Below are 25,004 nucleotides of genomic sequence, written 5' to 3' on the forward strand. Positions count from 1 at the left end.
CTGATCGGGGACTGCGTAAGGCCGTTCGGAGGAACGCGGAATGTGATGGAAAATGCTTACCCGCCCTGACGGGCTCACATTTGGGGGCAGTCGCTCGGCACCGCGCACGTTTGGTGCGAGAGACTGCCCTCAAGGCATGTACGGGAGGCTTGAATGGGCCGTTATGTCATAAGGCGCCTGTTGCAGGCGATACCAGTTCTGCTGGGTGCCACATTTTTGATCTTCGCCGTCGTCTTCGCTCTTCCGGGCGACCCGATCGGGGCGCTCGCCGGGGACAAGCGCATGGATCCGGCGTTCGCTGCGGTGCTGCGCGAGCAATATCATCTGAATGATCCGCTTCTGCTCCAATATTGGCACTACATCAGTGGCGTCTTCCAGGGAGACTTCGGCACCACCTTCTCCAAGGTTCCCGTCTCCGAGCTGATGGCGGGGAAATTCCAGGTCACCATCAACCTGGCGCTGACCGCCCTCGTGCTTGAGGCGGTCATCGGCATCGGCCTCGGCCTCTGGGCCGCGCTGCGCCAGGGCAAGGCCACCGACACCGCGATCCTCGCCGTCACGCTGCTGCTCATCTCGGTGCCGGTTCTCGTCACCGGGTTCGTGCTTCAGCTTCTCCTCGGAGTTCAGCTCAAGAAGTCCACGGGAATCGACTTCTTCCCGGTCGCGGGAGCCTTTGATGGCTGGCGCAGTTATCTGCTGCCCGGATTCGTGCTCGCCGGCGTCTCCATCGCCTACCTCACGAGGCTGACCAGAACAAGCCTGGTGGAGACGCTGCGGGCGGATTACATCCGTACGGCGATCGCCAAAGGCATGCCACGCCGCAGGGTGATCGGCCGGCACGCGCTGCGCAACGCGCTGATCCCCCTGATCACGTATCTGGGGGCCGACCTCGGTGCGCTGATGGGCGGCGCCATCATCACCGAGACCATCTTCAATCTGAACGGCATCGGCCAGCAGCTCTACCAGTCGGTCTATCTGAGAGAGCAACCCGTCGTCGTGGGCATCGTCACGATCCTGGTGCTGGTCTACATCGTGGCCAACTTGATCGTTGACCTGCTGTACGCCGTGCTCGACCCGAGGATTCGCTATGAGTGAGACCACACCCGCGATGCCGGTCACCGCGACCGCGGCGGTCGGTTCACCGCCTCCGCCGCTCGCTCCGGAGACCAAACCCGGCTACGTCGAGAAGCCTGCGAGCCTGTGGAGCGACGCGTGGTATGACCTGCGGCGGCGTCCGCTGTTCATCATGTCGTCGATCCTGATCGCGGTCCTGGTGGTCATGGCGCTCTTCCCGAGCCTGTTCACGTCCATCAACCCGATGGACGCCACCACCTGCCAGCTCAGTACGGCACGGCAGCCTCCGAGCGCGGCCCACTGGTTCGGCAAGGACAACCTCGGGTGCGACGTTTACGCGCGCACAATCTACGGCGCCCGCATCTCGATCATCGTCGGCATCACTACGACGATCGTGACGGCGATGGTGGGCGGCCTGCTCGGCCTGATCGCCGGTTTCGCCGGCGGGGCGACCGACTCGGTGATGTCCCGGGTGACCGAGATCTTCTTCGCCATCCCCAGCATCCTCGGCGCGCTGCTGATCCTGGCGGTGTTCCGGACGGGGAACGTGTGGACGGTCATGCTGGCTCTCGCCGTACTGGCGTGGCCGATGACGTTCCGCATCATGCGGGCGGCGGTCATCACGGCGAAGAGCCAGGACTATGTGGTGGCGGCCAGGGCGCTCGGGGCGGGCAGCGGGCGGCTGATGTTCCGCCATATCCTGCCGAACGCCGTGACGCCGGTGATCGTCGTCGCGACCATCAACCTCGGCATGTTCATCTCGGCGGAGGCGGCCCTGTCCTTCCTCGGAGTGGGCATCCAATCGCCCGACATATCCTGGGGCGTGATGATCTCGGATGCTCGTCCGAGGTTCCTTGAGGCGGCCGGACCTCTGCTGTTCCCCGCCGCGTTCCTGAGTGTCACTGTTCTCGCGTTCATCATGCTCGGCGACGCCGTTCGTGACGCACTCGACCCGAAACTGCGTTAGGAGGGGATTTCCATGATGACGACACACACCGATGTGTTGCCGACCGAGGGAGGGTTGGGCAACACTCCGCTGCTCGCCGTCGACAACCTGCACGTGGAGTTCTCCACCAGGCAGGGAGTGGTCAAGGCGGTCAACGGCGTCAGCTACGACCTCTACCAGGGGGAGACCCTGGCGGTGCTGGGCGAGTCCGGCTCCGGCAAGTCGGTGACCGCACAGGCGATCATGGGCATCCTGGACATGCCTCCGGCCCGTATCCCGCACGGCGAGATCCGTTTCCGGGGCACCGACATGCTCAAGCTGACGGACGAGGCCCGCTCGCAGATCCGCGGACAGCGCATCGCGATGATCTTCCAGGACGCGCTGTCGGCGTTGAACCCGGTCTTCACCGTGGGGTGGCAGATCGGGGAGATGTTCCGGGTGCACCGGGGCATGTCCAAGCGGGACGCGCAGAAGAAGGCCATCGAGCTGATGGACCGGGTGCGCATCCCCGCGGCGAAGCAGCGGGTGCACGACTATCCGCACCAGTTCTCCGGTGGCATGCGCCAGCGCATCATGATCGCGATGTCGATCGCGCTGGACCCCGAGGTGCTGATCGCCGACGAGCCGACCACCGCGCTCGATGTGACCGTGCAGGCGCAGATCATGGAGCTGCTGGCCGAGCTCCAGCGCGAGAGCAACATGGGTCTGATCCTGATCACGCACGACCTCGGTGTCGTCGCCGACGTCGCCGACAAGATCGCCGTCATGTACGGCGGGCGCATCGTGGAGAAGGCCCTGGTCCACGACGTCTACCGCACCCCGGCGCACCCCTACTCCAAGGGGCTGCTGGACTCGATCCCCCGGGTGGACCTCAAAGGTCAGGAGCTCTACGCGATCAAGGGTCTGCCGCCGAACCTCCTCGCCATGCCGCCGGGGTGCGCGTTCAACCCGCGCTGCCCGTACCGCCAGGACAACTGCGTGTCGGAGGCCCCGCCGCTCTACGAGATCAGCCACACGCGGAGCAGCGCCTGCCACTACTGGAGGGAGGTCCTCGATGGCAGCCACGAGTGAACCGATCCTTGAGGTGCGCGACCTCGTCAAGCACTTCGCCCTGACGCAGGGCATCCTCGTGAGGCGCCAGATCGGCGCGATCAAGGCGGTCGACGGCGTCTCCTTCGACCTGCGGCCGGGAGAGACGCTCGGCATCGTGGGAGAGTCCGGCTGCGGCAAGTCCACGCTGGCCAAGCTGCTCATGGCGTTGGAGCGCCCGACGTCCGGCTCGGTGAAGATCAACGGCAGGGACATGGCCAAGGCCCGGGGGCGCGAGCTCAAGAGCATGCGGCGCAATGTCCAGATGGTGATGCAGGACCCGTACACCTCGCTCAACCCGAGGATGACGGTCGGCGACATCATCGGCGAGCCGTACGAGATCCACCCGGAGGTGGCGCCCAAGGGCATGCGCCGCCGCAAGGTGCAGGATCTCCTGGAGCTCGTCGGGCTCAACCCCGACCACATCAACCGCTATCCGCACCAGTTCTCCGGCGGACAGCGTCAGCGCATCGGCATCGCCCGAGGGCTGGCGCTCCAGCCGCAGATCATCATCTGCGACGAGCCGGTCTCGGCGCTCGACGTGTCGATCCAGGCGCAGGTGATCAACCTGTTGGAGCGGCTGCAGAACGAGCTCAACCTGGCGTACATCTTCATCGCCCACGACCTGTCGGTGGTGCGCCACATCTCCGACCGGGTGGCCGTGATGTATCTCGGCAAGCTCGTGGAGCTCGGCGGCGACGTCGAGATCTACGATCGGCCGTCACACCCCTACACGCAGGCGCTGCTGTCGGCGGTGCCGGTGCCGAACCCCGACGGCAGGGAGAGGCGCGAGCGCATCATCCTGCAGGGCGATCCGCCGTCTCCGGCGAACCCGCCCACGGGGTGCAGGTTCCGCACTCGCTGCTGGAAGGCGCAGGACATCTGCGCCGAGCAGGAGCCTCCGCTGGAGGTCCGGCCCGCGACCGACCACCGGGTGGCCTGTCACTTCGCCGAGGTCCACGACGTGGTTCAGGCGCACTGAGCCGCCCGGTCGACTAGTGGAAGGGCCCTCCACCATCCGGACCGGTGGAGGGCCTCATCTGTTCGTCAACCCCGATTCTCGAAGAAGAGGGTGTCGTCCGCTGGGACGGCCCCGCCCATCAGCGTCACCGTTGGCACCACGGGGGGCCGGTAAGGACCTGGAAGTGGTTGTGGTGGTGGCCGAACAGGTGGCCGTGGACGCGGCCGGGCGAGCACGGGCTAGCGCGCAGCGGTGTTGTGGAAGTGGTTGTGGTGGTGGTTGTGGTGGTGACCGTGGACGTGGCCGTGGACGTGGCCGTAGTGGCCGCCGTAGTAGCCGCCGACGAGGTGGCCGCCGACGAGGTGGGCACCGATGTGGCCGCCGCCGATGTGGCCCCCGATGATGTGGCCGCCACCGATGTGTCCGCCACCGATGTGGCCGCCGATGTGCCCGCCCTTGTAGTGGTGGCCGCCGAACACGGACTGGATCGGCGACCCGAGGAGGCCGACGTTCAGGCAGTTAGCGACACCGATGAGGTTGTTGCTGCTGCAGTTTGAACTGATGGTGTCAGCGGTGGCGGTCGCGGCAGGGCCGAAGACCGCGAGGCCGACGATGGCGGAGCCGGCGAGAATGCGACGGATCATTGTGTTTCCCCCAAAGACTTCTCGGATACGGCTGCCCCGTGTCCGAGCGACTATGTGCCGCCAAGAATTATGTCCAAGCCGTTGAGCTTCTTCGGTGCGCGAATGCCATATTTAAGTCGCACGGCAAGGACATTTATCAGTCCGTGACGAACGGGTTCGCGGCTTGCCTTGATTGCGACTCGCGCCCTTCCGCTCCGCTTCCCTTAGTTAACTCAGGGATGTGATCGCCCGCCATTTCCGCGGCAGCGGCGAGAGCGCCGCTCGCATCGGCGATGCCCAGGAAGGGCGGACCCCCGACGGGGCGGCGCATGGCGGACCTTTCAATGGCATTACGTACCTGAAGAGATGAAAGATGGGGATACTCTGCTCGGATCAAGGCGGCGATACCGGCGACCATTGCGGAGGCCGAACTTGTGCCGTCCCCGATGGCATAGGAGTTGGATCCCGTCGCGGTCAATATCCCGGAACCTGGGGCTAGAACCGATACATAATCCGAAACATTGGAATAGGGGGTTATTCGCAGGCGATCGTCGACCGCGCCCACAGCGAGGACATCCGGATATGCAGCCGGATAAGTGCGCCCGTTGCCTTTCGCGCCGTCGTTTCCGGCCGAGGCGACGAGTACGGCACCGCGCGTGACCGCATAGCGCACGGCGGCCGATTCGGCGGCAGAGCCCTCCTGCGAGCTGTGGCCGCCCCCGAGCGACATGTTGATGACGGTCGCGCCGAGGTCCACCGCGCGCCGGATGCCCTCGGCCAGTGCGCCGTTGTCCCGCTGCCGCCGGGGATCGTCGCTCTCCAGCGCGACCCTGATGGACAGGACGTTGGCGGCGGGGGCCACGCCCATCACGCCGCGGGCGTGCTCGGGGCCGTGGCCGCGGCCCGCGATCAGGCTGGCCATCGCGGTGCCGTGCCTGCCCCAGGCGTGTGCCGTACGGGCGATGCCGGTCAGGTCGGGGCCGTCGATGACGGCGCCGATGAGGTCGGGATGGGTGGAATGTATGCCGGTGTCGAGTACGGCCACGGTCACTCCCTCGCCCTTGGTGTGCCGCCAGACCTGCGGCACGTGCAGTGCGCCGAGCGCCCACTGCGCGGGGCGGGACAGGCGGTGGAGTGAGGGGAGGGAGGGGAGCGGGGTGGCTTCGGGCGGGGGGAGGGGGCCCCGGAACATGGCCGCCGCCGCGCAGAGCGGCAGCAGTATGAGCGCGGCCTGGATGGTGCGGCGATAGGTCGAGGGGGAGGTCCGGTTGGGCTTCGGGGTGGTTCGCGGGGTGGGCTTCGGGCTGGGGGCGGTACGGCGCGCGTGGCGCGCGCCGTACCGTCGCATGCGTCGAATGCGCACGTCGATCACTGGTTGGGCCTCGGTGTCCTGGGTCGCCGCGGCCGGGCGGGCGAGTTGTGAAGGGGGATCACGCACGGTGCCGGACCGCTGACGCGGCGGAACCGGCGCGCGCACATTGTGACACGAGGCTGTCGGGTGAGTCCGATGCTTCGGTAAACAAAGAGATACGTACAGTAACGAGGCTTATGCCCGTCAAGTGCGCTATGGGGTGGGCGAGAGCCGTACGTGAACACCCGCAAATTGCCTACTACGATGGCGACGGGCCGTTCGCGTGCGCCGTGATCGCCGTGGACCGGACCGAGGAGGAGAGCGAGAACAGCATGGACACCGCGCCGATCCCACCCGAAAACCCTGACAATGCGGACAACTCTGATAATCCTGACAGTGTGGAGCAGGAGGGCAGCCCCCAGCAGACCACCGCAGAACTCACCGATCGGGAGCGGGAGATCCTCGCCTTCGAGCGCCAGTGGTGGCGCTACGCAGGAGCCAAAGAGCAGGCCATCAGGGAGAGTTTCGGGTTTTCGACGACTCGCTACTACCAGCTCCTCGGTGAGTTAATCGAGCGGCCCGAGGCGATGGCCCACGATCCCATGCTGATCAAACGGCTGCGCAGGCTGCGGGCGACGCGGCAGCGCGAGCGCACCACCCGCCGCCTCGGGACGCGCCGCACGTGATGGGGATGGGACCCACGATTTCGGGGTACGGCTCGCCAACATGAGCACGCTGCCGCATCCGACCACCGAAGCCGGGGCCGCCGGACTCAGCGCGATCCTGGCCGACCCCTCCGGCGCGGTGATCGCCCTTGACTTCGACGGCACCCTCTCGCCGATCGTCGCCGATCCCGCCTCCGCGCGCATCCACCCCTTCGCCCCCGCCGCCCTCGTCGAGCTGGGCCGCCGTACCCGCGCCGTCGTGATCGTGACCGGCCGTCCCGCCGCCCTGGCGATCTCGTACGGCAGGAGCCCCGGTGGCCTCGGCCTCGACGACGTGCCGGGCCTGGTCGTCCTCGGACAGTACGGCGTCGAACGCTGGGAGAGCGACGTGGTCACCGCTCCGCCGCCGCCCGAGGGCGTGGCGCGGGCGCGCAGGGCGCTGCCCTCGGTGCTCGCCGCCCTCGGGCCGTCGCTTCGCGGCGTGTGGGTGGAGGACAAGGGGCGGGCTCTCGCCGTACACACGCGGCGGACGCCCGATCCGCAGGGTTCGCTGGAGACGTTGCGCGCGCCGCTCGTGTCCCTCGCCGCCGAGCACGGGCTGACGGTCGAGCCGGGGCGGTTCGTGCTGGAGCTACGGCCGACCGGTACGGACAAGGGCGATGCGCTCGGCGCGTTCCTGGTGGAGAAGTCGGCGAGGTCGGTGTTGTTCGCCGGCGATGACCTCGGGGATCTCGCGGCTTTCGCGGCGGTCCGGGGGAGTGGGCTGCCGGGTGTCACGGTGTGCAGTGGTTCGGCGGAGGTCACCGAGCTGGCGAAGCAGGCGGACCTGGTCGTCGATGGACCGTCCGGGGTCGTCGGGCTGTTGAGCGCGCTGGTGGCGGCGATAGATGGAAAATCCACGTAGCGAATACCAAGCGTTTTGCAAGTTAACGCCGCTAATGTCGCGGCTCATGTGGAAGAAGGCAATTGTTCTTGCGGTGGCGGCCGGCACCGCTCTCGCCGTACCCGCCCCCGCCGCGGCCTCGAGCACCAAACCCCTGCCTCTGCGTGGGGGCTTGACCCTGCAGATCCCCTCGACGTGGAAGGTCGTGACCAAGGGCGACTGGACCCGGGTGGTGACAGGCGCGTGCGCCAAGCCCCAAGGACCGTATTTCACCAGCGGATGCCGGAGCTTCTGGGTGCTCGGCCCCAAGGTCATCAAGACTGGACACCTAGGCGTCAAGCCGTACAAGGCCGCGCAGCCCTTCTATCCCACCGGTGACCTGGGGGCCTGCCCGCAGAACGGGAAGTACGTCCAGGTTCACGGCAAACCCACCGCGATCGGATATCGGGTGATCGGCGGCGACCGCAAGGCGCATTACCGCTCGTGGCCCGGCCGCTGCGTCGTCGACGCCACAGGGGAGCACAAGTTCTTCTTCACACAGCGGGAATGGTTCGTCCCCAGGTCCGGCATACTCATCGTCGACCAATGGAGGACGCCCGGACTCGCGGCCATCCTGAAGTCCGCGACCTGGAGCCGGACCTAGAGCGCCCCGAGCTGGTCGGCGAACCACGAGCGCGGCGGCAGCGCCGTCGCCGCCGCGCGCAGCCGATCGGCTCTCTCGGCCCGCTCGGACTCCGGCATCACCAGGGCCTCGTGCAGAGCGGCTGCGGTGGCCGACACGTCGTAGGGGTTGACGAGGATCGCGTCGCCGCCGAGCTCCGCGGCGGCGCCCGCCTCGCGTGACAGCACCAGCGCCGCCCGCGCCGACAGCACCGGCCCCTCCTTGGCCACCAGGTTCATACCATCGCGGATGGGGTTGACCAGCAGGACATCGGCCAGCCGGAAGGCCGCGAGCGACCGCGCGTAGTCGTCGTGCACGTTGAGCACGAGCGGATCCCAGTCGGGGGTGCCGAATTCGTCTTCGATCTCCTGCGCGCACCGCTGCACCGCGGCGGTGTATTCGCGATATTCAGGCAGGTCATGCCGGGACGGATAGGCGAAGGCGAGATGCACCACCTTGCCGTGCCACTCCGGATGCTCGGCCAGAAATTCGCGGTAGGCCATGAGACCCCGCACGATGTTCTTGGAAAGCTCCGTGCGGTCGATCCGGACGATCACCTGGCGGTCTCCGACCCGTTCCTTCAACGCGCTCAGCTGCGCCTCCACATCGGGCTCCGAAGCCCGAGACCACAGCTCGCGCCCGTCCACGCCGAGCGGATGCACCCCGATGCGGGTGGTTCTGCCGCCGTGGGTCACCGTACGGCTGCCGCGGTCGACCGCGGCCCCGAGCAGCGCCTCGCAGCAGTCCATGAACGCCGCCGCCCACCGGTCGCACAGGAACCCCGCCCGGTCGGCCCCCAGCACGCCCGCCAGCACCTCGGCCCCCACATCGCCCGGCAGCAGGGAGAAGTAGTCCGGCGGGGCCCACGGCGTGTGCGAGAAGTGCGCGATCCGCAGATCCGGCCGCGACTTCCGCAGCATCTCCGGCACCAGCGTCAAGTGGTAGTCCTGCACCATGACGCGCGCCCCAGGCCCGGCCTCCTCGGCGAGCGCCGCCGCGAACGCCTCGTTGTAGGCCCGGTAGGACTCCCACTCCCGGCGGAACCTGAGGTCGAACCTCGGAGAGTTGGCGGTGTCGTAGAGCAGGTGGTGGACGAACCACAGGGTCGAGTTGGCGATGGCGTTGTAGGCCCGGTGAAAGGTGGCGGGAGGGATGTCCAGCATGCGCAGCGGGCCGGTGTCATAGCCGATGCGGTCCACCCTGCCGCCGGGCGCCAGCCGTACGGCACTGCGGTCGCCCTCGGACAGCGCGGCGCATATCCATAGGACACCGGGGAAGTCTGGCGTGCTTTCGGCGGCGATTCCGGACAGGCCGGAGACCAGGCCGCCGCCACCGCGGCGGAGGGTCAGCCCTCCGTCGTCGGCCGCGGTGAAGGACACCGGGCCCCTGTTGGAGGCCAGAAGCACCATGTCGTCCACGGAGTCGTCCACGGAATCCTCGTGTGAAGCGCTGTTCATGGAAACCTGCCCCTCGCCCGCCCTTGCCGAAAGATTAACCAGACTTGACCTCCGACCATAGGATGTCGTGGGGCTACGGCAGAGGGCGGCCTTCGCCGGCGGCCTCCCACACCGCAGCCTAGACGGATCACATTCACGCGACGGGACTGGCGATGGCGCTGGATGACACGACCGAGGATCTGGCCCGGGACGCGGCCAGAGGCGATCACCGTGCACTTGGCGAGCTGCTCAAACAGATCGAGCCACATGTGATGCGCCACTGTGCTCGCATCCTGCCTTATCGGCAGGACGCGGAGGAGGCATGCCAGGACACCCTGCTCGCGGTCGCCCGCAACATCTCCCGCTTCGAAGGGCGTTCCCGGTTCAGCACCTGGCTGCACATCGTGACCGCCAACTGCGCGCGCACGACGTATCGCTCCCTCAAGCGGCGCGCGGCCGAGCAGTCGTCGGACGACCTGCCGACCCAGCGGCCCGATCCGAGGCGGGTCAGCGTGATCGCCGGCTCCAGGCTGGATCTCCTCGACGCGATGGAGGCGCTCGAAACCGACAAGCCCGACCTGGCGCAGGCGCTGGTGCTCCGCGACATCTGCCAACTCGACTACGCGGAGGTGGCCGAGCAGTTGGGCATCCCCCTCGGAACAGCGAAGTCGCGCATCCATCAGGCGCGCAAGTTCGTGCAGGCAGCTCTTGGCTCCGAGTATGGCATCTCGTTGTGAGAGCGTGACCATCTCACGTGGCGAGACGCCTCCCCGGGCATCACTACCAGCGTTGTAGAGTCTTATCGACCCGCATGCCGGGTTCACAACTTCATATTTGCTCATCCAGAGGGGTGGAGGGACCGGCCCTGCGAAGCCCCGGCAACCCTCCCGGACAAGGTTCTCGCGCCGATCGCGGGGTCAGCCGGGACAGGTGCCAATTCCGGCCCGCGACCAGGGTGGTCGCCGGGCGAAGATGAGGGAAAGGCCTCGCTTCATGGCGCTCGCAACAACAGAGACCCCCGCAGCCGTCGATTTCGGTCCCGCCTCCGCGCTCTCCTGTCGCGAGTGCGGCACTCGCTACGATCTAGGTCCGAGCTTCGCCTGTCTGGAGTGTTTCGGCCCCCTGGAGATCGCCTACGAGTTCGGCAGGGTCACCCGCGAGCAGATCGCCGCCGGCCCCACCAGCGTCTGGCGCTATCGCGACCTGCTCCCCGTCCCCGCCGACGTCGCCGCCAAGCCCAACCTCGCCCCGGGCTGGACCAAGCTCGTCAAGGCCGACAATCTCGCCCGTGAGCTGGGACTGCGCTCCCTCCACATCAAGGACGACTCGGGCAACCCCACGCACTCCTTCAAGGACCGCGTCGTGGCCATCGCCCTGGAGGCCGCACGCAACTTCGGCTTCCACACGCTGTCGTGCTCCTCGACCGGCAACCTCGCCGGCGCCGTCACCGCTGCCGCCGCCCGCGCCGGGCTCTCGGCCTGCGTGTTCATCCCCGCCGACCTTGAAGAGGCCAAGATCGTGATGGCCTCCGTCTACGGGGGCAAACTGGTAGGGATCGAGGGCACGTATGACGACGTCAACCGGTTCTGCTCGGAGCTGATCGGCGACCCGCTCGGCGACAAGTGGGGGTTTGTCAACGTCAACCTCCGGCCGTACTACGCCGAGGGCTCCAAGACCCTGGCGTATGAGATCGCCGAGCAGCTCGGCTGGCGCCTCCCCGAGCAGATCGTCATCCCCGTCGCCTCCGGCTCTCAGCTCACCAAGATTGACAAGGGCTTCCGCGAGCTCGTGAAGCTCGGCCTCGTCGAGGACACCCCCGTCAAGATCTTCGGTGCTCAGGCCGCGGGCTGCTCTCCGGTCTCCACCGCCTTCAAGGCCGGCCACGACGTCGTCCAGCCGGTCAAGCCCAACACCATCGCCAAATCCCTCGCCATCGGCAACCCCGCCGACGGCCCCTACGTGCTCGACATCGCCCGCCGCACCGGCGGAGCCATCGAAGACGTCGACGACACCGAGGTGGTCGACGCCATCCGGCTGCTCGCCCGCACCGAGGGCATCTTCGGCGAGACCGCCGGCGGCGTGACCGTGGGGGTGCTGCGCAAACTGGTCGCCCAAGGCGCACTCGACCCCGACGCCGAGACCGTCGTCCTCAACACCGGCGACGGCCTCAAGACCCTCGACGCCGTGGCCGCCCACGCCCGGCCCGCCGCCGTGATCCGGCCCTCCCTTGAGGCGTTCCGTACGGCTGTCGCCGACGCCTGACCCCTCGGCTCCCGATACCTCGACCGACGAAAGCGAGTGCAAGATGAGCGTTTCCGTGCGCATCCCCACGATCCTCCGCACCTACACCAACGGGGCCGCCGAGGTCGCCGGTGAGGGCTCGACCCTGCGCGACGTCCTCGCCAAGCTCGACGCCGACTACCCGGGCATCGGCGCCAGAATCCTTGACGACAGCGGGAAGATCCGCCGTTTCGTCAATGTCTACGTCGGCGATGAAGACGTGCGTTTCGCCGACGGTCTCGACACCGCGACCCCCGCCGGAGTCCAGGTCTCCGTCATCCCCGCCGTCGCGGGCGGTTGCTGAACCTTCATCGCTCGTCCCGTCGTGGCCGGTGGTCCTCGGACCCCGGCCACGCGCGTGTCCGGGGGGAGTCGGCGGAGGATCGGTAGAGGGGCGGTAGAGGGGCGGCGGGCAGTCGGCGTGGCGTGCCGCTGTTCCGAGCGATGCGCTGATCGCCGTCGCGTCGGCTGCCTGCTCGCGGTCCGTGTGGTGTCCGTGTCGTCGCGGGTGATGCTGGGCCGACACCCGTTGTGAGCTGCGAGGACGGCGTTCGATCCGCTGATCCGCGCCCTTTGCGGCGCCTGTCGCCCTGTGGCCCGTTCCCCTGCCCGCCTTGTTCCGGTCCTTGTTCCAGCCCTTGTTCCGGCCGCTGTGCTCGGCTGCGCGGCGGTGCTCTCGCGTGCTCTCGCGTGCTCTCGCGGTCCTCCGCGTGACCCCCTGCCCGGCTCTGGTACGGCCGGCGTACGGCCTATGGGCCACCCTTGGGCTACGTGTCACATCGGTGGGGCTTTGGAGTCGGCGGCCGGGGGATTCGAGCCGGGACATTGGAACAGTGCAAGGGCCGTATTGGGCCCAGGGACTAAGCCGACCCTGTCCGGTAGTCGGCCTGTGTCGTGTTCCCGAACGCCTTGTCGCTGGCAGAGGAGGAGAGTAGGCAATTCGAGGGTTCCTCTTGCCGAGTGCTTCCCGTGGACTCACTTCTTCCTCTTCTCTGCCCTCTTCTATGTACCGTTCCTCGGACAATGGTGAGCGTTTTCCGGGCCGTTCGGCGATGCATGCGGGCGCCGTCCGTGGCGGCCCGGTCGACAGCGGAGGCTCGCGTTCGTGTGCATGTCATCAGGTGGTCGCCAGGCATTAACTGAACGGGTGAGGAGTTCGTCGTCCATGCTTATGCGTGTGCTTTTGCCCGTGCTTATGCCCATGCAAGTGCGGGTGCGAATGCAGGTGCAGGTGCAGGTGCGAATGCAGGTGCAACAGAACTTTGACGGGATCGGCCGGCGCTGTCTTCCCGGCGGTAACCACCCCCGATGCCCCTCCCCCGAGAGGGCGCTCCCCCCATCGTCCCCCTCATTGGCCGACCGAACCATGCCTTGCGTGCGACCTTGTCGAAGCTGTCATCTGGTAAGTCCGCCACTCGACCGGCACGGCCTCTCAAGCTGAGCATTATCGCAGGTCAGAGGTGTGATGGCGACGTTATGCAGACGTGCTGGGTATGTGGCGGTGCCGTATCGGAACGTTCCAGTAAACCACCATAAGTCGTGCGATATCGCCCTTATCGGACTCTGGGGTCCGGTTGCCCTCTCGGATGCTTTTCATCGGAGGCAGTGGTTTAGGTCACATGCTACATAATGCAGTTTTTGACTAACTAAACGTCAGGGGATAATTCTCTGATCCCGCTAACCGTTCGCTGCAAGAAGTAGTTTGTGGATTGACTCTGTTGCCCCATGGGTTCCCACAGGTATGGTCGAGGGCGATCGACGTAGCGGAGTCCGCTTCTAGCGGCTTACGCATCGGAGGTCGCGGGCCACGCAAGAGGAATGGGTGTGGTCCAGAGCCCAGTAAGAGGAGTCGGAAAGTGGCGCAGGGCACCGTCAAATGGTTCAACGCGGACAAGGGCTACGGCTTCATCGCGGTCGACGGTGGTAAGGATGTGTTCGTCCATTACTCGGCGATCTTGATGGACGGTTATCGAGCACTTGAGCAAGGTCAGCGCGTCGAGTTCGAGATCACCCAGGGCCAGAAGGGGCCTCAGGCTGAATCCGTACGCACTGTCTGACTTGGCTGTCGTTCAGCAAGAGCGTCGCGAGATCCGATAGATCACACGGCAACGCAGTCCGTGAGGATCTATCGGCGCCTCGTTGACTCGAACATCGGGCCCGGTTCATGCGCACCCCGCGCGAACCGGGCCCCATGCATGCGACACCTGAGAGCCTCCCTCGCGCCCGAGTCGGGTCACGTTCAGCGGACCGGATTTCGGATCGGCGCTCGGCCCGGCCCTTCGCCTTGACCGGGCCTCCTGGTCTCCGCGGCCTCCTCCTGGGGGTCGGATCCGTTCCGGGGGCCTGATCCGCCGTGAGCAACGGCGGATGGGCCTTCAGCGTCTGGAATCGCCTTCACGTGGCTGCCGCCCTGCCGTGCCGCCCTGCCGTGCCGCCCTGCCGTACCGCCCTGCCGTACCGCCCTGCCGTGCCGCCCTGCCGTACCGCTCCCCGTCTCGGGACGACTTTCCGGCCCGTCTCCCGGCGTGCCCCCCGAGGGCGGGGAGCGTGGCGTTTGGGCATGAGGTGGGAGGAATAGGACGTGGCCTGGATGTGAATTCTTGCGAGCGTTTGGGGCAGGTCAGGGGGGATGGAGCTTGCACTCTCAAGGGTAGAGTGCTAAACAGTTCGTTGGCACTCTCCTGGTGAGAGTGACAAACCGGGATCGGGGCGATGGGGCCTGGCCGATCACGACGACTGGTGTCGTGGAGAGGCGGGTTCACATGCCGTCGCGGGCGTCGGCTCGATCCGCTGCAAGCCACCCTGTTATCTGGGAGGTCTAGCCGTATGGCAGCCAAGATGATCGCGTTCGACGAGGACGCCCGGCGCGGTCTTGAGCGCGGAATGAACCAGCTCGCCGACGCCGTCAAGGTGACCCTCGGTCCCAAGGGCCGCAACGTCGTTCTGGAGAAGAAGTGGGGCGCCCCCACGATCACCAACGACGGTGTGTCCATCGCCAAGGAGATCGAGCTCGAGGACCCGTGGGAGAAGATCGGCGCCGAGCTCGTCAAGGAAGTCGCCAAGAAGACCGACGACGTCGCGGGTGACGGCACCACGACCGCCACCGTGCTCGCCCAGGCGCTGGTTCGCGAGGGTCTGCGCAACGTCGCCGCCGGCGCCAACCCGATGGCCCTGAAGAAGGGCATCGAGGCCGCCGTCGAGCGCGTCAGCGAGGAGCTCTCCAAGCTGGCCAAGGACGTGGAGACCAAGGCGCAGATCGCGTCGACCGCCTCCATCTCCGCCGGCGACGCCCAGATCGGCGAGATGATCGCCGAGGCCATGGACAAGGTCGGCAAGGAAGGCGTCATCACCGTCGAGGAGAGCAACACCTTCGGCCTTGAGCTTGAGCTCACCGAGGGCATGCGCTTCGACAAGGGTTACATCTCGCACTACTTCGCGACCGACCCGGAGCGCATGGAGGCGGTGCTTGAGGACCCCTACATCCTCATCGTCAACTCCAAGGTCTCGGCCAACAAGGACCTGCTGCCCCTGCTCGACAAGGTCGTGCAGTCCGGCAAGCCGCTCCTGATCATCGCTGAGGACGTCGAGGGCGAGGCCCTGGCCACCCTGGTCGTCAACAAGATCCGCGGCCTGTTCCGCTCGGTCGCCGTCAAGGCCCCGGGCTTCGGCGACCGCCGCAAGGCCATGCTCGGCGACATCGCCATCCTCACCGGTGGCCAGGTCATCGCCGAGGAGGTCGGCCTCAAGCTGGAGACCGCCACCCTCGACCTGCTGGGCCGCGCCCGCAAGGTCGTGGTCAGCAAGGACGAGACCACCATCGTCGACGGCGCCGGCGACGCCGAGCAGATCGCGGGCCGCGTCAACCAGATCCGCGCCGAGATCGACAACACCGACTCCGACTACGACCGCGAGAAGCTCCAGGAGCGTCTCGCCAAGCTCGCCGGCGGCGTGGCCGTCATCAAGGCGGGTGCGGCCACCGAGGTCGAGCTCAAGGAGCGCAAGCACCGCATCGAGGACGCCGTCCGCAACGCGAAGGCGGCCGTCGAGGAGGGCATCGTCCCCGGCGGCGGCGTGGCGCTGCTGCAGGCCGGCGCCAAGGCGTTCGACAAGCTGGAGCTGGGCGGCGACGAGGCCACCGGCGCCTCGATCGTGAAGAAGGCGCTTGAGGAGCCGCTGAAGCAGATCGCGGTCAACGCCGGCCTTGAGGGCGGCGTCGTGGTCGAGCGCGTCCGCAACCTCACCCCGGGTGAGGGCCTCAACGCGGCCTCCGGCGACTACGTCAACATGTTCGAGGCGGGCATCATCGACCCGGCCAAGGTGACCCGTTCCGCTCTGCAGAACGCGGCCTCCATCGCGGCGCTGTTCCTCACCACCGAGGCCGTCATCGCCGAGAAGCCCGAGAAGGAGAAGGCCCCGGCCATGCCGGGCGGCGGCGGGGACATGGACTTCTAAGTCCTTTCTCTCAGCCTTCTAGAAAAGGTGGCCCCCGGCACCGGGGCCACCTTTTCTCGCATTGTGGGTCTCGTCATGGGGGTCGGCACGCCCCCGACCCTCACGATTCAGGCCATCGGTCACCCTCGGTGAGGGTTCCCGGCGTGGCCGAAACCGCCCGCCGACTGCCCTCCGTAGGCACGCCTCCCGTGGGCGTGAGCCGTACGGGCACGGGCTGCCGCTGCGCGAGCGGCCGTCAGTCCCGCAGGAGGGCGGGCAGGGGCGTCGCGTGGACGACGGTGAGGGAGGTGACGGCTCTGGTCAGGGCGACGTAGAGCCGGGCGAGGCCACGCTCTTCGGCGGCGGCGATGTCGGCGGGTTCGACGACGATGACGTGGTCGTATTCGAGGCCCTTGGCGAGGCCGGCGGGGACGAGGGTGAGCCGGTGGTCGTCGTGGGCGTCGGGGGTGAGCACGGTGTGGGGCTGCCCGGCCTCGGTGAGTGCGGTGGAGAGGGCGGGGAGGCTGTGGTCGGCCGCGATGAGGCCGATGGAGCCTTCGCGGGTGAGGACGTGGGTGACGGTGCCGGTGAGGGTGTCGGCGAGGGCTTCGGGGGCGGGGGCCTCGTGCACGCTGAGTGAGCCGGCGCCGGGGCGCAGTGACTGCGGGGGCGCGAGGTCGGGGGCGACGGCGGGGAGCAGTCTGGCCGCGTAGTCGAGGATCTCGCGGGGCACGCGGAATCCGAGGGTCAGTTCGGTGACGGTGCCGTCGTCGATGTCGAGGTGGGTGAGCACCTCCTTCCACGACCGGGTGGACCAGGGGGTGGTGCCTTGGGCGAGGTCGCCGAGCACGGTGGCGGAGCCGTTGCGGCAGCGGCGGCCGAGGGCGCGCAGTTGCATGGGGGAGAGGTCTTGGGCTTCGTCGACGATGAGGTGGCCGATGGAGGCCGGCCGGTCGATGAGGTCGGCCAGCTCGTCGAGGAGCGACGCGTCGGCCACGGTCCAGCGGGCGGTCTTCCAGGAGCGCGGGAGTCTGCGCTGAAGTAGAAGGTCGCGTTCGTCCGGGGTGAGGGTGTCGCGGGAGGCAGCGGCCAGGAAGTCGGCGTCGGTGAACAGCCGATGCAGCACCTGTTCGGGGGTGAGCTTGGGCCACACCTGGTCGACGAGGCGCTTGACCGGCTGTGATCGCGTGACGGAGTCGTGCACCCGGTCGTCGGGGGATCCGCCTCTGCGTTCCATGCCGACGAGTACGGCGTGGGCCAGCCGCCGGGCGAGCGCCGTACGGCCTGGGCCGTAGCGGGTGGTGCCGCGCAGGCCGGCCACGATTTCGCGGACTTCGTAGTCGGCGACGCGGTAGCGGTGGGCGCCTTTGCTGAACACCAGTCCCTCGGAGGGTTTGACGACGTGCAGCCAGAGTGCGCGGCGCAGGACGTCGGCCATGCGGGGGTCGCTTTTGAGGGCGGCGATGGCCGGGTCTTCGGGTGTCGTGTGGCCGCCGAGGAGGTCGACGACGGTGGTCTGGCCTACTTTGACCTCGCCGAGGGCGGGGAGGACGGAGGAGATGTAGGAGAGGAATGCCCGGTTGGGGCCGACGATCACCACTCCGGAGCGGGTGAGGCGTTCTCGATGGGTGAAGAGCAGGTAGGCGGCCCGGTGGAGGCCGACCGCGGTCTTCCCGGTGCCCGGTGCGCCTTGGACGCAGATGGTCTGCGCGAGGTTGGAGCGTACGATCTCGTCCTGGTCCGGCTGGATGGTCGCGACGATGTCGCGCATCGGGCCGGTGCGGGGTCGTTCGATCTCCTCGGTGAGGATGCGGGAGGGGCCCAGGGGTTCGCCTTGGGTGAGTGGCTCGTCCTCGAAGGCGGTGATCTCTCCGCCTCTGTAGCCGAAACGCCGCCGTAGCGCGACTCCCATGGGGTCGCTCGGCCCGGCCTGGTAGAACGCGCGGGACACGGGGGCGCGCCAGTCGATGACCAGCGGTCTGCTCGCCTGGTCGTGGACGTGGCGGCGGCCGACGTAGAGCGTGGTGGGCAGGTCGTCGTCGGCGTCGCGGTCGAGCCGCCCGAAGAACAGCGGCGTGTCGGGGTGGTCGGCGAGTGCGGCGACGCGCTGGTCGAGGAGGAAGCGCAGCGTCTGCTCCGATACCCAGTCGGCCGCCGCGTCGGAGGACAGCGACTGGGCGTGTTCGCGCATGGTGCGGAGCGCTTCCCGGGACCGTGTGAGGTGGGCGCGTTCCGCGGTGAGCACGGCGTCCTCGGCGCCGGTTTCCGCGGGTGCGGCGCCATATGCAGGGGACGGCGGCGGGCTTTGCGGGTTTTCGGGTATGTCGGGGGCGAGTCGATGTCCGGACACGCGTCCTCTCCTCAGGCGTGATGGTGAACGGTCATGGAGGGGAAACTCGCCAGATTACTCGTGTCGTCCGGATGGGTTCCACCTGTTATTTGCCATGCCGTACTCGAACTGTGACTTTTGGGCCTCGTGAGCGCTGATCGTGTTCGGCCAGGTCAGAGGAGTTGTGTGGATGGGTGCTCAAAGATGGGCGGAAAAGGCGAACTAAGAATTGCCCGGCGTGGGTAGATGACCGGGCGTGACACGTGCACAGGTAGGGATCTCTCCCGTCATACCGACCGTGGCGAGTCTCCTGCTTGCGGTCCTGTGGGGCTTCTCGGTGTTCGCGGGGTGGGGCCTGGAGGCGTTCTGTCCCATCGAGAAGAGGGACGGCGGTTGCTTCGCGCGGTTGGGCGTGGTTGCGGCGGTATCGAGTTTGTTCGCCATGGTTGCCGGATGCTGTACGGCGGCAGCCTGGTTGGCGCCCTCTGTCCGCCGTGAAGTCGCGCGCTTCCGCGTGGCCATCGGTGTGGCGATTGCCGCATGGGTGGCAGCGGAAGGCACACTGTTCATTGGCGGAATGCTCATTCAGTAGCCATTCCCATACTAAGCGTGATTGTGTTCAGCCTCTCGCCAAGATTCGTGGAAAAAGGCGGGCAAGCCTGGTGAATTCAGCAGATCATGGGGTATGTCGCAAGCTGGTCATCAGACCAGGCGAGGGGGTGGTTCTCTTGTCCAAGATCCGTGGTATTTCGTGGACCTAGGTCGTGAGTACTTTTCATCCTCTGTCGCGAGCCGCTATCGGCCATGACTCGAATGTGAGCGGACTTCACGAGAGTCGTTGTGACCGTTTACGCGGCCCGTGCATGGGGTGGGGAGTGCCTTAGGTGTACGCCCAGTGGCGTGTCCCGATGACACACCCGCGGGCGGCATATCGAGCGCCTTCATCCCCCGGCGAGTCGTACGGCATTGCCGAATCAGACCAGGTCAGCGGCCTGGCCGGGTCTCGGCGTGCCGTCGGTCGTGGGTGGGATGAAGCGTTTCCTCTTCACCGGAGTGTTCACCGGAGCGTCCGATATGACGTCCGATGTGATCGCGCTCTTGTGAAGTCGGCGAGGTCGATTCCGCATGCCCGGAACCGGGCGAGAACATGCTCAAACCCCGCTACCTATGCCCCGCTACCTATGCCTCGTCCAGCACGTCGTCCGCGTCCACGATCCGGTAGGCGTAGCCCTGTTCGGCGAGGAACCGCTGCCGGTGGGCGGCGAAGTCCTGATCGACCGTGTCGCGGCTGACGACCGAGTAGAACCGTGCCCCGCCTCCGTCGGACTTGGGACGCAGCACCCGGCCGAGGCGCTGCGCCTCCTCCTGCCGGGAGCCGAAGGTGCCCGACACCTGGATCGCGACCGAGGCCTCCGGAAGGTCGATCGAGAAGTTCGCCACCTTGGAGACCACGAGCACCTGGATCTCCTTGTCGCGGAACGCCTGGAACAGCCGTTCGCGTTCGCGCACCCGCGTCTCCCCCTTGATCACCGGGGCGTCGAGGTGCTCGGCCAGCTCGTCGAGCTGGTCGATGTATTGCCCGATCACCAGCACCTGCTCGCCGAGATGCCGTCTGACCAGCGCCTCGGTGATGCGCATCTTGGTCGGTGTCGTCGCGCAGAACCGGTAGCGCTCCTCGGCCTCGGCCATTGCGTAGCTCAGCCGTTCGTCATCGGTCAGTGTGACCCTGACCTCGACACAGTCGGCCGGGGCGATCCACCCCTGGTTCTCCATCTCCTTCCACGGCGCGTCGTAGCGCTTGGGCCCGATCAAGGAGAAGACATCCCCTTCGCGGCCGTCCTCGCGGACCAGCGTCGCGGTCAGCCCGATACGCCGCCTCGCCTGCAGGTCGGCCGTCATACGGAAGATCGGGGCCGGCAGCAGGTGGACCTCGTCGTAGACGATGAGGCCCCAGTCGCGCGCGTCGAACAACTCCAGGTGGCGGTAGACGCCCTTCCTGCGCGTCGTCATCACCTGGTAGGTGGCGATGGTGACGGGCCGGATCTCCTTCTTCGAGCCGGTGTACTCGCCGATCTCGTCTTCCGTCAGCGACGTGCGGCGCAGCAGCTCCTGCTTCCACTGGTGGGCCGACACCGTGTTGGTGACCAGGATGAGCGTCGTGGCCGACGCGCGGGCCATGGCCGCGGCGCCCACGATCGTCTTGCCCGCACCGCAGGGCAGCACGACAACGCCCGACCCGCCGTGCCAGAACGCGTCGGCGGCCTCGCGCTGGTAGGGGCGGAGCGTCCACCCCTCCTCGGCGAGGTCGATCGGGTGCCGCTCGCCGTCGACGTATCCGGCGAGGTCCTCGGCGGGCCACCCCAGCTTGAGCAGCGCCTGCTTCAGCGTGCCCCGCTCACTCGGGTGCACCGCGACCGTGTCGGCGTCGACGCGTTCGCCCAGCATCGGGGCGATCTTCTTGGCCCGCAGCACCTCTTCCAGCACGGCGCGGTCGGTGCTGGTCAGCACCAGGCCGTGCACGGGGTGCTTCTCCAGCCGAAGTCTGCCGAACCGCGACATCGTCTCGGCCACGTCGACCAGCAGCGCGTGCGGCACCGGGTAGCGGCTGTGGGTGATCAGGGCGTCGACCACCTGCTCGGCGTCGTGTCCGGCCGCTCTGGCGTTCCACAGGGCGAGCGGCGTCACCCGGTAGGTGTGCACATGCTCGGGGGCGCGCTCCAGCTCCGCGAACGGCGCGATCGCCTTGCGGCACTCGTCGGCCCTCTCGTGGTCGACTTCGAGGAGCAACGTCTTGTCCGATTGGACGATCAGCGGGCCATCATTCACTGTGCGGACTCCAGGTCTGTACGGCTAACGCATATCCAACACCCGCGCCGACCGAATCAGTCCCGTTATCCGAAAAGACCCCGTGATCTTGGCGGTCGGTTAGTAAAACGTCAGCGCGAAGACGATCCACAAGACGAATCCCACGACCAAAAGCGCCGCGTTGGCGCCGATCGCGATCCACGCGCCCTTCAGGAGCCGCCGCGCGCTCGGCGGGTCCTGATCCGCTTTGTTCAAGGCGTTGATCGAGAGGATGAGTCCGATGATGCCACCGATGCTGACCCAGCAGCTCAGCGCCAGGACGGCGCTGATCACCAGGGCGACGATGGCGTGTGTTCTGGGGCTGTTCGGATGGGGCTGCGGCGGGCCGTATCCGGAGTAGCCGTACTCAGTCGGCGGGCCGTAGGGGTTGCCGTAGTCCACGGGGCCGTGGCCGGACGGGTCGTATGGCTGGCCGTACGGCTGCGCCGCGTAGTCCGGCCGGCCGTAACCAGGGTGACCGTAACCGGGCTGCCCATAGTCGGGCTGACCGTAACCGGGTTGCCCGTAGTCCGGCTGACCGTAGTCCGGCTGACCGTAACCGGGCTCGTGGCCGTACGGCGTGCCGGGGTGCGGCGGGGGCGGGTGTCCCCCCGCCTCCGGGCCGTAGTGCGGGCCGGAGTCATAGGCGCGGGTGCGGGGCTGCTCGTGCGGCGAGCCGTACTGAGGCCCTGCGCCGTATGGACTGTTCCAAGGGTCGGGGTTGCCCTCAGGGGGCTGGCCGCTGTTCACGTGGCTCCGCTTCCTGTCGCCGTGAATGGATCGCACTTAGCACGATAGTCAACATGGGTGACAGCCAGCGCGGACCTGGGCGAAAGCGATCAGTCGTTGATATCGGCGATTCCGGTGATGCGGTGAAGCTGGAAGCGGTGTACGGCCGCGCGCGTCTCATCGTAAGCCGTGAGATATCCGGCCTCGATGCGTGCCGGTTCGAGGATGCGGCTGGAGGCGTTGCCCTGTGAGTCCAGGTAGCCGATCCACACCCGGGTGCCCTGCTTGATGGCCTCTTGCAGCGCGGCGATGGTCGCGGTCGACGGCGTGCGCGGCACCTGGCCCGCCGGCGCGCCGGTCGGTTTCCGCCGGGCCAGATGGGCCGCGTCCCCCGCCCGCATCGCGCGTACGGCCGCCGCCACGACCTCGGTGGACAGCCCGGAGAACGACGAGGTGACCTTCGCCGGCGGTGCCGCTTCGGCGCGGCGGGTGTCGAGCTGGGCGATGACCACATCGCCGTCGAGGGACTCGGCCACCGGCGCGTATCCCATGGCGCGCAGGGCGTCGACCAGCGCGACCCGCGTGGTGCGCGAGGCGATGACCGTGGGGGCGAGCCGCCGCAGCCGCAGCGGGACGGAACGTTTGTCCGCCGTGACCTGGTCGAGGAGCGCGGGGTCGTCGCACCGGATGTAGGCCGATGCCGTACCGACCCGGATGCGTCCGTGGCGACGGGCGACATCGGAGACGAGGTAGGACAGCGGTTGCGGCACGGGCGTGGCCGAATGGCTTTCCAGCATGGACAGCAGATCGCCGGCGCTGTGCCCCGCGTCGAGAGCCCGGCGGATCGACTGCTCGCCGAACCTGTAGACCGTCGCCCCTCCGGTCGACTCGACATCGGCGGTGATCGCCAGCCAGCGGTTCAGCTCGGCGGTGAGCGGCCCGGGGGCGACAGCCGTGAGATCGGCCTGAAGCAGCACGTGATCGACGGGCTCGGGCAGCAGCGGGCCGAGCAGGTCGGCCGCGGACCCGGGCTGCCGCCGCGCGCCGTTGCCCGCCGCGGCGGCCGGGCCGGCAGAGGCGCTCCGCAGCAGGGCCGCGCCATGCGCCGCCAGCGCGCCGAGGCCGGTGACCCCGAGCACCTCAGCCTCTTTGAGGGCGAACTCCACCAGCCGGTCGCGGTTGGGCTTGCGTCTGCGGGGCTGCTCCCAGGTCAGGCGGTCGAGCACGGCGGCCGGGGCGGGAGCGAGGCCGCGTTCGGCGTCGGCCAGCACGCCGAGCGCCGCCGTACGCACCTCCGGAGCCGCGGAGCGGCGCAGATCCGGGTGGAGGGCGTTGAGCAGCCGGTCCCGGTCGTCCCGCTCACCGACCACGCCGGGCACCCGGTCGGTGGTCAACCACGCCGACGTGAGCACGGCCCAGCGGTCCTCGGTGCTCTTGACCCGCCACATGTCGTATGCCGTCGTGGGCAGCCAGTCGCCGTCCACCCCGCCGCCCGCCGCGATCAGGCCCGCGGCGAAGGCCACCTCGACCACCAGCGCGGCGACGGCCTCCGACACGTCGAGGAGCGTCGCGACGCGCTTCAGATCGCGTACGGCGAGGCCGCCCGTGCGCAGCACCCCCGGCGGGTCGAATCCCCACCTCTCACACAGGTCCTCCACGGAGCGGACAAAGGCGAACGCCTGTGCCGCCGCCGTACGGTCGGCGAGGTCAGGGTCGCGCCGCTTCCCCGTGAGCGGGGGCGGCTCGGGCGACAGGTCGCGGTGGAGCCGTCCACCGCGCAGGAACAGCCCGACCTCCTTGGGAAGGGCCACACTCTCGTCACCGGTGGCAGCCAGCAGCCCCCTGGCCAGAAGCTCCTCGATGGGGGACTTGGCCGAGGCCGCGGTCACCTCGCGCCGCGCGTTGGGCACCCTGCCGCTGGGCGGCCCCCAGGCGAGCTCGGCGAGGGCGGCGCGTGCCTGCGGCGAGACCTCCGCCACCAGGCGTTCGACGGTGCGGAGGTCGTCGAGGACCCCCGCGAGCCGCCCGCGGGCCGCCGCGGAGTCCGCGAAAGGGGCGGGCGTGCCCGCTCCCACATCGCGGATGATCGCCTCCAGCCGCTCCTGCGGATAGTGCCGGAACACCTCCACCGCCGGCGGGCCCAGCCCCGCCGGGCTCTCCAGTACCTCCCGCACGCCCGGCGCCACGTCGAGGGCCTCGCGCCTGCCGTACACCAGAGCCAGCGCGCACAGCCTGTCCACGGCGGCCGAGACGCGTGCCGCGAGCCCGGCGCTGCGGCCGTCGCCGGGGAGGGCGCGACTCAGGGAGCAGACCAGCGCGTCCAGGGAGGTGGGGCCGCAGTGAACGGTGAGTGTCTCCACCACGGCAAGCGTGAAGCGGTCAAGCCTGTCGAGCACGCGGCCGATCGCCGAGGGGCTCGTCGCCCGCGCCGCCAGCCCCGCGAGGTGGGCGGGCACGGGTGTGACCAGCTCAGGGCGCGCCGAAGTGAGAGCGCACAACTGCTCGTCATCGCGCTCACGCAACCATTGAATGAACTCGTCGCTCACTCATTCCATGGTAGGAGGAACGGGACGCAGGCCAACCATCGCAATAGGGAGAGCATGCGCTTATCGTGGAGATCGGGGATGGAGGGGCGCGGATCCCAATTCGGGGTTGATTCGACGGTCGCTCAATGCCTCGTGTGGGCATAACCTACATCCATT

20 protein-coding genes and 1 riboswitch are annotated in these 25,004 nt (G+C 67.9%); of the genes, 13 read left to right on the plus strand and 7 right to left on the minus strand.

Annotated elements, in window-relative coordinates:
• The first annotated feature begins 153 nt into the window (after window positions 1-153).
• From BLQ73_RS17755 to BLQ73_RS17770, 4 genes are read left to right on the plus strand one after another with little or no spacing between them, the layout of a single operon-like run.
• Window positions 154-1,095: an ABC transporter permease gene (locus BLQ73_RS17755; RefSeq protein ID WP_093171590.1), complete on the plus strand. Its 942-nt coding sequence runs from the start codon at window positions 154-156 to the stop codon at window positions 1,093-1,095.
• Entirely contained in the window at window positions 1,088-2,041 is a 954-nt protein-coding gene (locus tag BLQ73_RS17760; protein ID WP_093171591.1) for an ABC transporter permease, read from the plus strand. Before BLQ73_RS17755 ends, BLQ73_RS17760 begins: the two co-directional genes overlap by 8 nt.
• Window positions 2,042-2,053: 12 nt before the next feature.
• Entirely contained in the window at window positions 2,054-3,091 is a 1,038-nt protein-coding gene (locus BLQ73_RS17765) for an ABC transporter ATP-binding protein (protein WP_218125910.1), read from the plus strand.
• Entirely contained in the window at window positions 3,075-4,091 is a 1,017-nt protein-coding gene (locus BLQ73_RS17770) for an ABC transporter ATP-binding protein (RefSeq protein WP_093171592.1), read from the plus strand. The genes BLQ73_RS17765 and BLQ73_RS17770 overlap by 17 nt, the downstream gene beginning before the upstream one ends.
• A gap of 218 nt (window positions 4,092-4,309) precedes the next feature.
• Here the strand turns inward: BLQ73_RS17770 and BLQ73_RS32500 are convergent, their stop codons facing one another.
• Complete coding sequence (locus tag BLQ73_RS32500; RefSeq protein WP_093171593.1) at window positions 4,310-4,714, minus strand: hypothetical protein; 405 nt, start codon at window positions 4,712-4,714, stop codon at window positions 4,310-4,312.
• Window positions 4,715-4,850: 136 nt separating this feature from the next.
• Window positions 4,851-6,131 (minus strand): S8 family peptidase, encoded by a 1,281-nt coding sequence (locus tag BLQ73_RS17780; RefSeq protein WP_143020314.1) that lies wholly within the window; start codon window positions 6,129-6,131, stop codon window positions 4,851-4,853.
• Between the two features lie 245 nt (window positions 6,132-6,376).
• Here BLQ73_RS17780 and BLQ73_RS17785 point away from each other — a divergent pair, with 245 nt between their 5' ends.
• The 3 genes from BLQ73_RS17785 to BLQ73_RS17795 are packed head-to-tail and all read left to right on the plus strand — an operon-like array spanning window position 6,377 to window position 8,235.
• Window positions 6,377-6,730, plus strand: a complete 354-nt coding sequence (locus tag BLQ73_RS17785; protein WP_093171664.1) for a DUF3263 domain-containing protein — start codon at window positions 6,377-6,379, stop codon at window positions 6,728-6,730.
• 40 nt (window positions 6,731-6,770) lie between these two features.
• Window positions 6,771-7,613: a trehalose-phosphatase gene (otsB, locus tag BLQ73_RS17790; protein ID WP_093171595.1), complete on the plus strand. Its 843-nt coding sequence runs from the start codon at window positions 6,771-6,773 to the stop codon at window positions 7,611-7,613.
• Window positions 7,614-7,659: 46 nt separating this feature from the next.
• Window positions 7,660-8,235, plus strand: coding sequence for a hypothetical protein (locus BLQ73_RS17795; protein ID WP_143020315.1), 576 nt, complete (start codon window positions 7,660-7,662; stop codon window positions 8,233-8,235).
• Here BLQ73_RS17795 and BLQ73_RS17800 read toward each other — a convergent pair.
• Window positions 8,232-9,710: an alpha,alpha-trehalose-phosphate synthase (UDP-forming) gene (locus tag BLQ73_RS17800; protein WP_093171597.1), complete on the minus strand. Its 1,479-nt coding sequence runs from the start codon at window positions 9,708-9,710 to the stop codon at window positions 8,232-8,234. The two genes, BLQ73_RS17795 and BLQ73_RS17800, sit on opposite strands and share 4 nt — an antisense overlap.
• Window positions 9,711-9,862: 152 nt before the next feature.
• On the opposite strand from BLQ73_RS17800, the gene BLQ73_RS17805 reads away from it, so the two are divergent.
• The 5 genes from BLQ73_RS17805 (at window position 9,863) to groL (ending at window position 16,421) form a co-directional block, all read left to right on the plus strand.
• On the plus strand, window positions 9,863-10,426 hold the full coding sequence (locus BLQ73_RS17805) for an RNA polymerase sigma factor (RefSeq protein WP_093171598.1): 564 nt from the start codon (window positions 9,863-9,865) through the stop codon (window positions 10,424-10,426).
• Between the two features lie 98 nt (window positions 10,427-10,524).
• Window positions 10,525-10,668: riboswitch (SAM riboswitch) on the plus strand.
• Window positions 10,669-10,682: 14 nt separating this feature from the next.
• Window positions 10,683-11,951, plus strand: coding sequence for a threonine synthase (thrC, locus tag BLQ73_RS17810; protein ID WP_093171599.1), 1,269 nt, complete (start codon window positions 10,683-10,685; stop codon window positions 11,949-11,951).
• A 43-nt stretch (window positions 11,952-11,994) separates the two neighbouring features.
• Window positions 11,995-12,273 (plus strand): MoaD/ThiS family protein, encoded by a 279-nt coding sequence (locus BLQ73_RS17815; RefSeq protein ID WP_093171600.1) that lies wholly within the window; start codon window positions 11,995-11,997, stop codon window positions 12,271-12,273.
• Between the two features lie 1,552 nt (window positions 12,274-13,825).
• Window positions 13,826-14,026, plus strand: coding sequence for a cold-shock protein (locus tag BLQ73_RS17820; RefSeq protein WP_055507665.1), 201 nt, complete (start codon window positions 13,826-13,828; stop codon window positions 14,024-14,026).
• Window positions 14,027-14,795: 769 nt separating this feature from the next.
• Complete coding sequence (groL, locus tag BLQ73_RS17825) at window positions 14,796-16,421, plus strand: chaperonin GroEL (protein WP_093171601.1); 1,626 nt, start codon at window positions 14,796-14,798, stop codon at window positions 16,419-16,421.
• Between the two features lie 235 nt (window positions 16,422-16,656).
• On the opposite strand, the gene BLQ73_RS17830 is transcribed toward groL, so the two are convergent.
• Complete coding sequence (locus tag BLQ73_RS17830; RefSeq protein WP_420820020.1) at window positions 16,657-18,750, minus strand: HelD family protein; 2,094 nt, start codon at window positions 18,748-18,750, stop codon at window positions 16,657-16,659.
• A 277-nt stretch (window positions 18,751-19,027) separates the two neighbouring features.
• Here BLQ73_RS17830 and BLQ73_RS17835 point away from each other — a divergent pair, with 277 nt between their 5' ends.
• A complete protein-coding gene (locus BLQ73_RS17835; protein WP_093171602.1) occupies window positions 19,028-19,321 on the plus strand; it encodes a hypothetical protein in 294 nt (97 codons plus the stop codon).
• Between the two features lie 587 nt (window positions 19,322-19,908).
• Here the strand turns inward: BLQ73_RS17835 and BLQ73_RS17840 are convergent.
• The 3 genes from BLQ73_RS17840 to BLQ73_RS17850 form a co-directional block, all read right to left on the minus strand.
• The gene (locus BLQ73_RS17840) at window positions 19,909-21,555 is read right to left on the minus strand and encodes a DNA repair helicase XPB (protein WP_093171603.1); all 1,647 of its coding nucleotides are present in this window, start codon (window positions 21,553-21,555) and stop codon (window positions 19,909-19,911) included.
• 99 nt (window positions 21,556-21,654) lie between these two features.
• Window positions 21,655-22,323 carry a DUF4190 domain-containing protein gene (locus BLQ73_RS34635; RefSeq protein ID WP_093171604.1) on the minus strand — a complete coding sequence of 223 codons (669 nt, stop codon included), beginning with the start codon at window positions 22,321-22,323 and terminating at the stop codon, window positions 21,655-21,657.
• An 89-nt stretch (window positions 22,324-22,412) separates the two neighbouring features.
• On the minus strand, window positions 22,413-24,848 hold the full coding sequence (locus BLQ73_RS17850; RefSeq protein WP_093171605.1) for a helicase-associated domain-containing protein: 2,436 nt from the start codon (window positions 24,846-24,848) through the stop codon (window positions 22,413-22,415).
• Window positions 24,849-25,004 lie beyond the last annotated feature (156 nt).

The sequence above is a fragment of the Sinosporangium album genome, assembly GCF_900100605.1.
In the GTDB taxonomy this organism is placed as follows: domain Bacteria; phylum Actinomycetota; class Actinomycetes; order Streptosporangiales; family Streptosporangiaceae; genus Sinosporangium; species Sinosporangium album.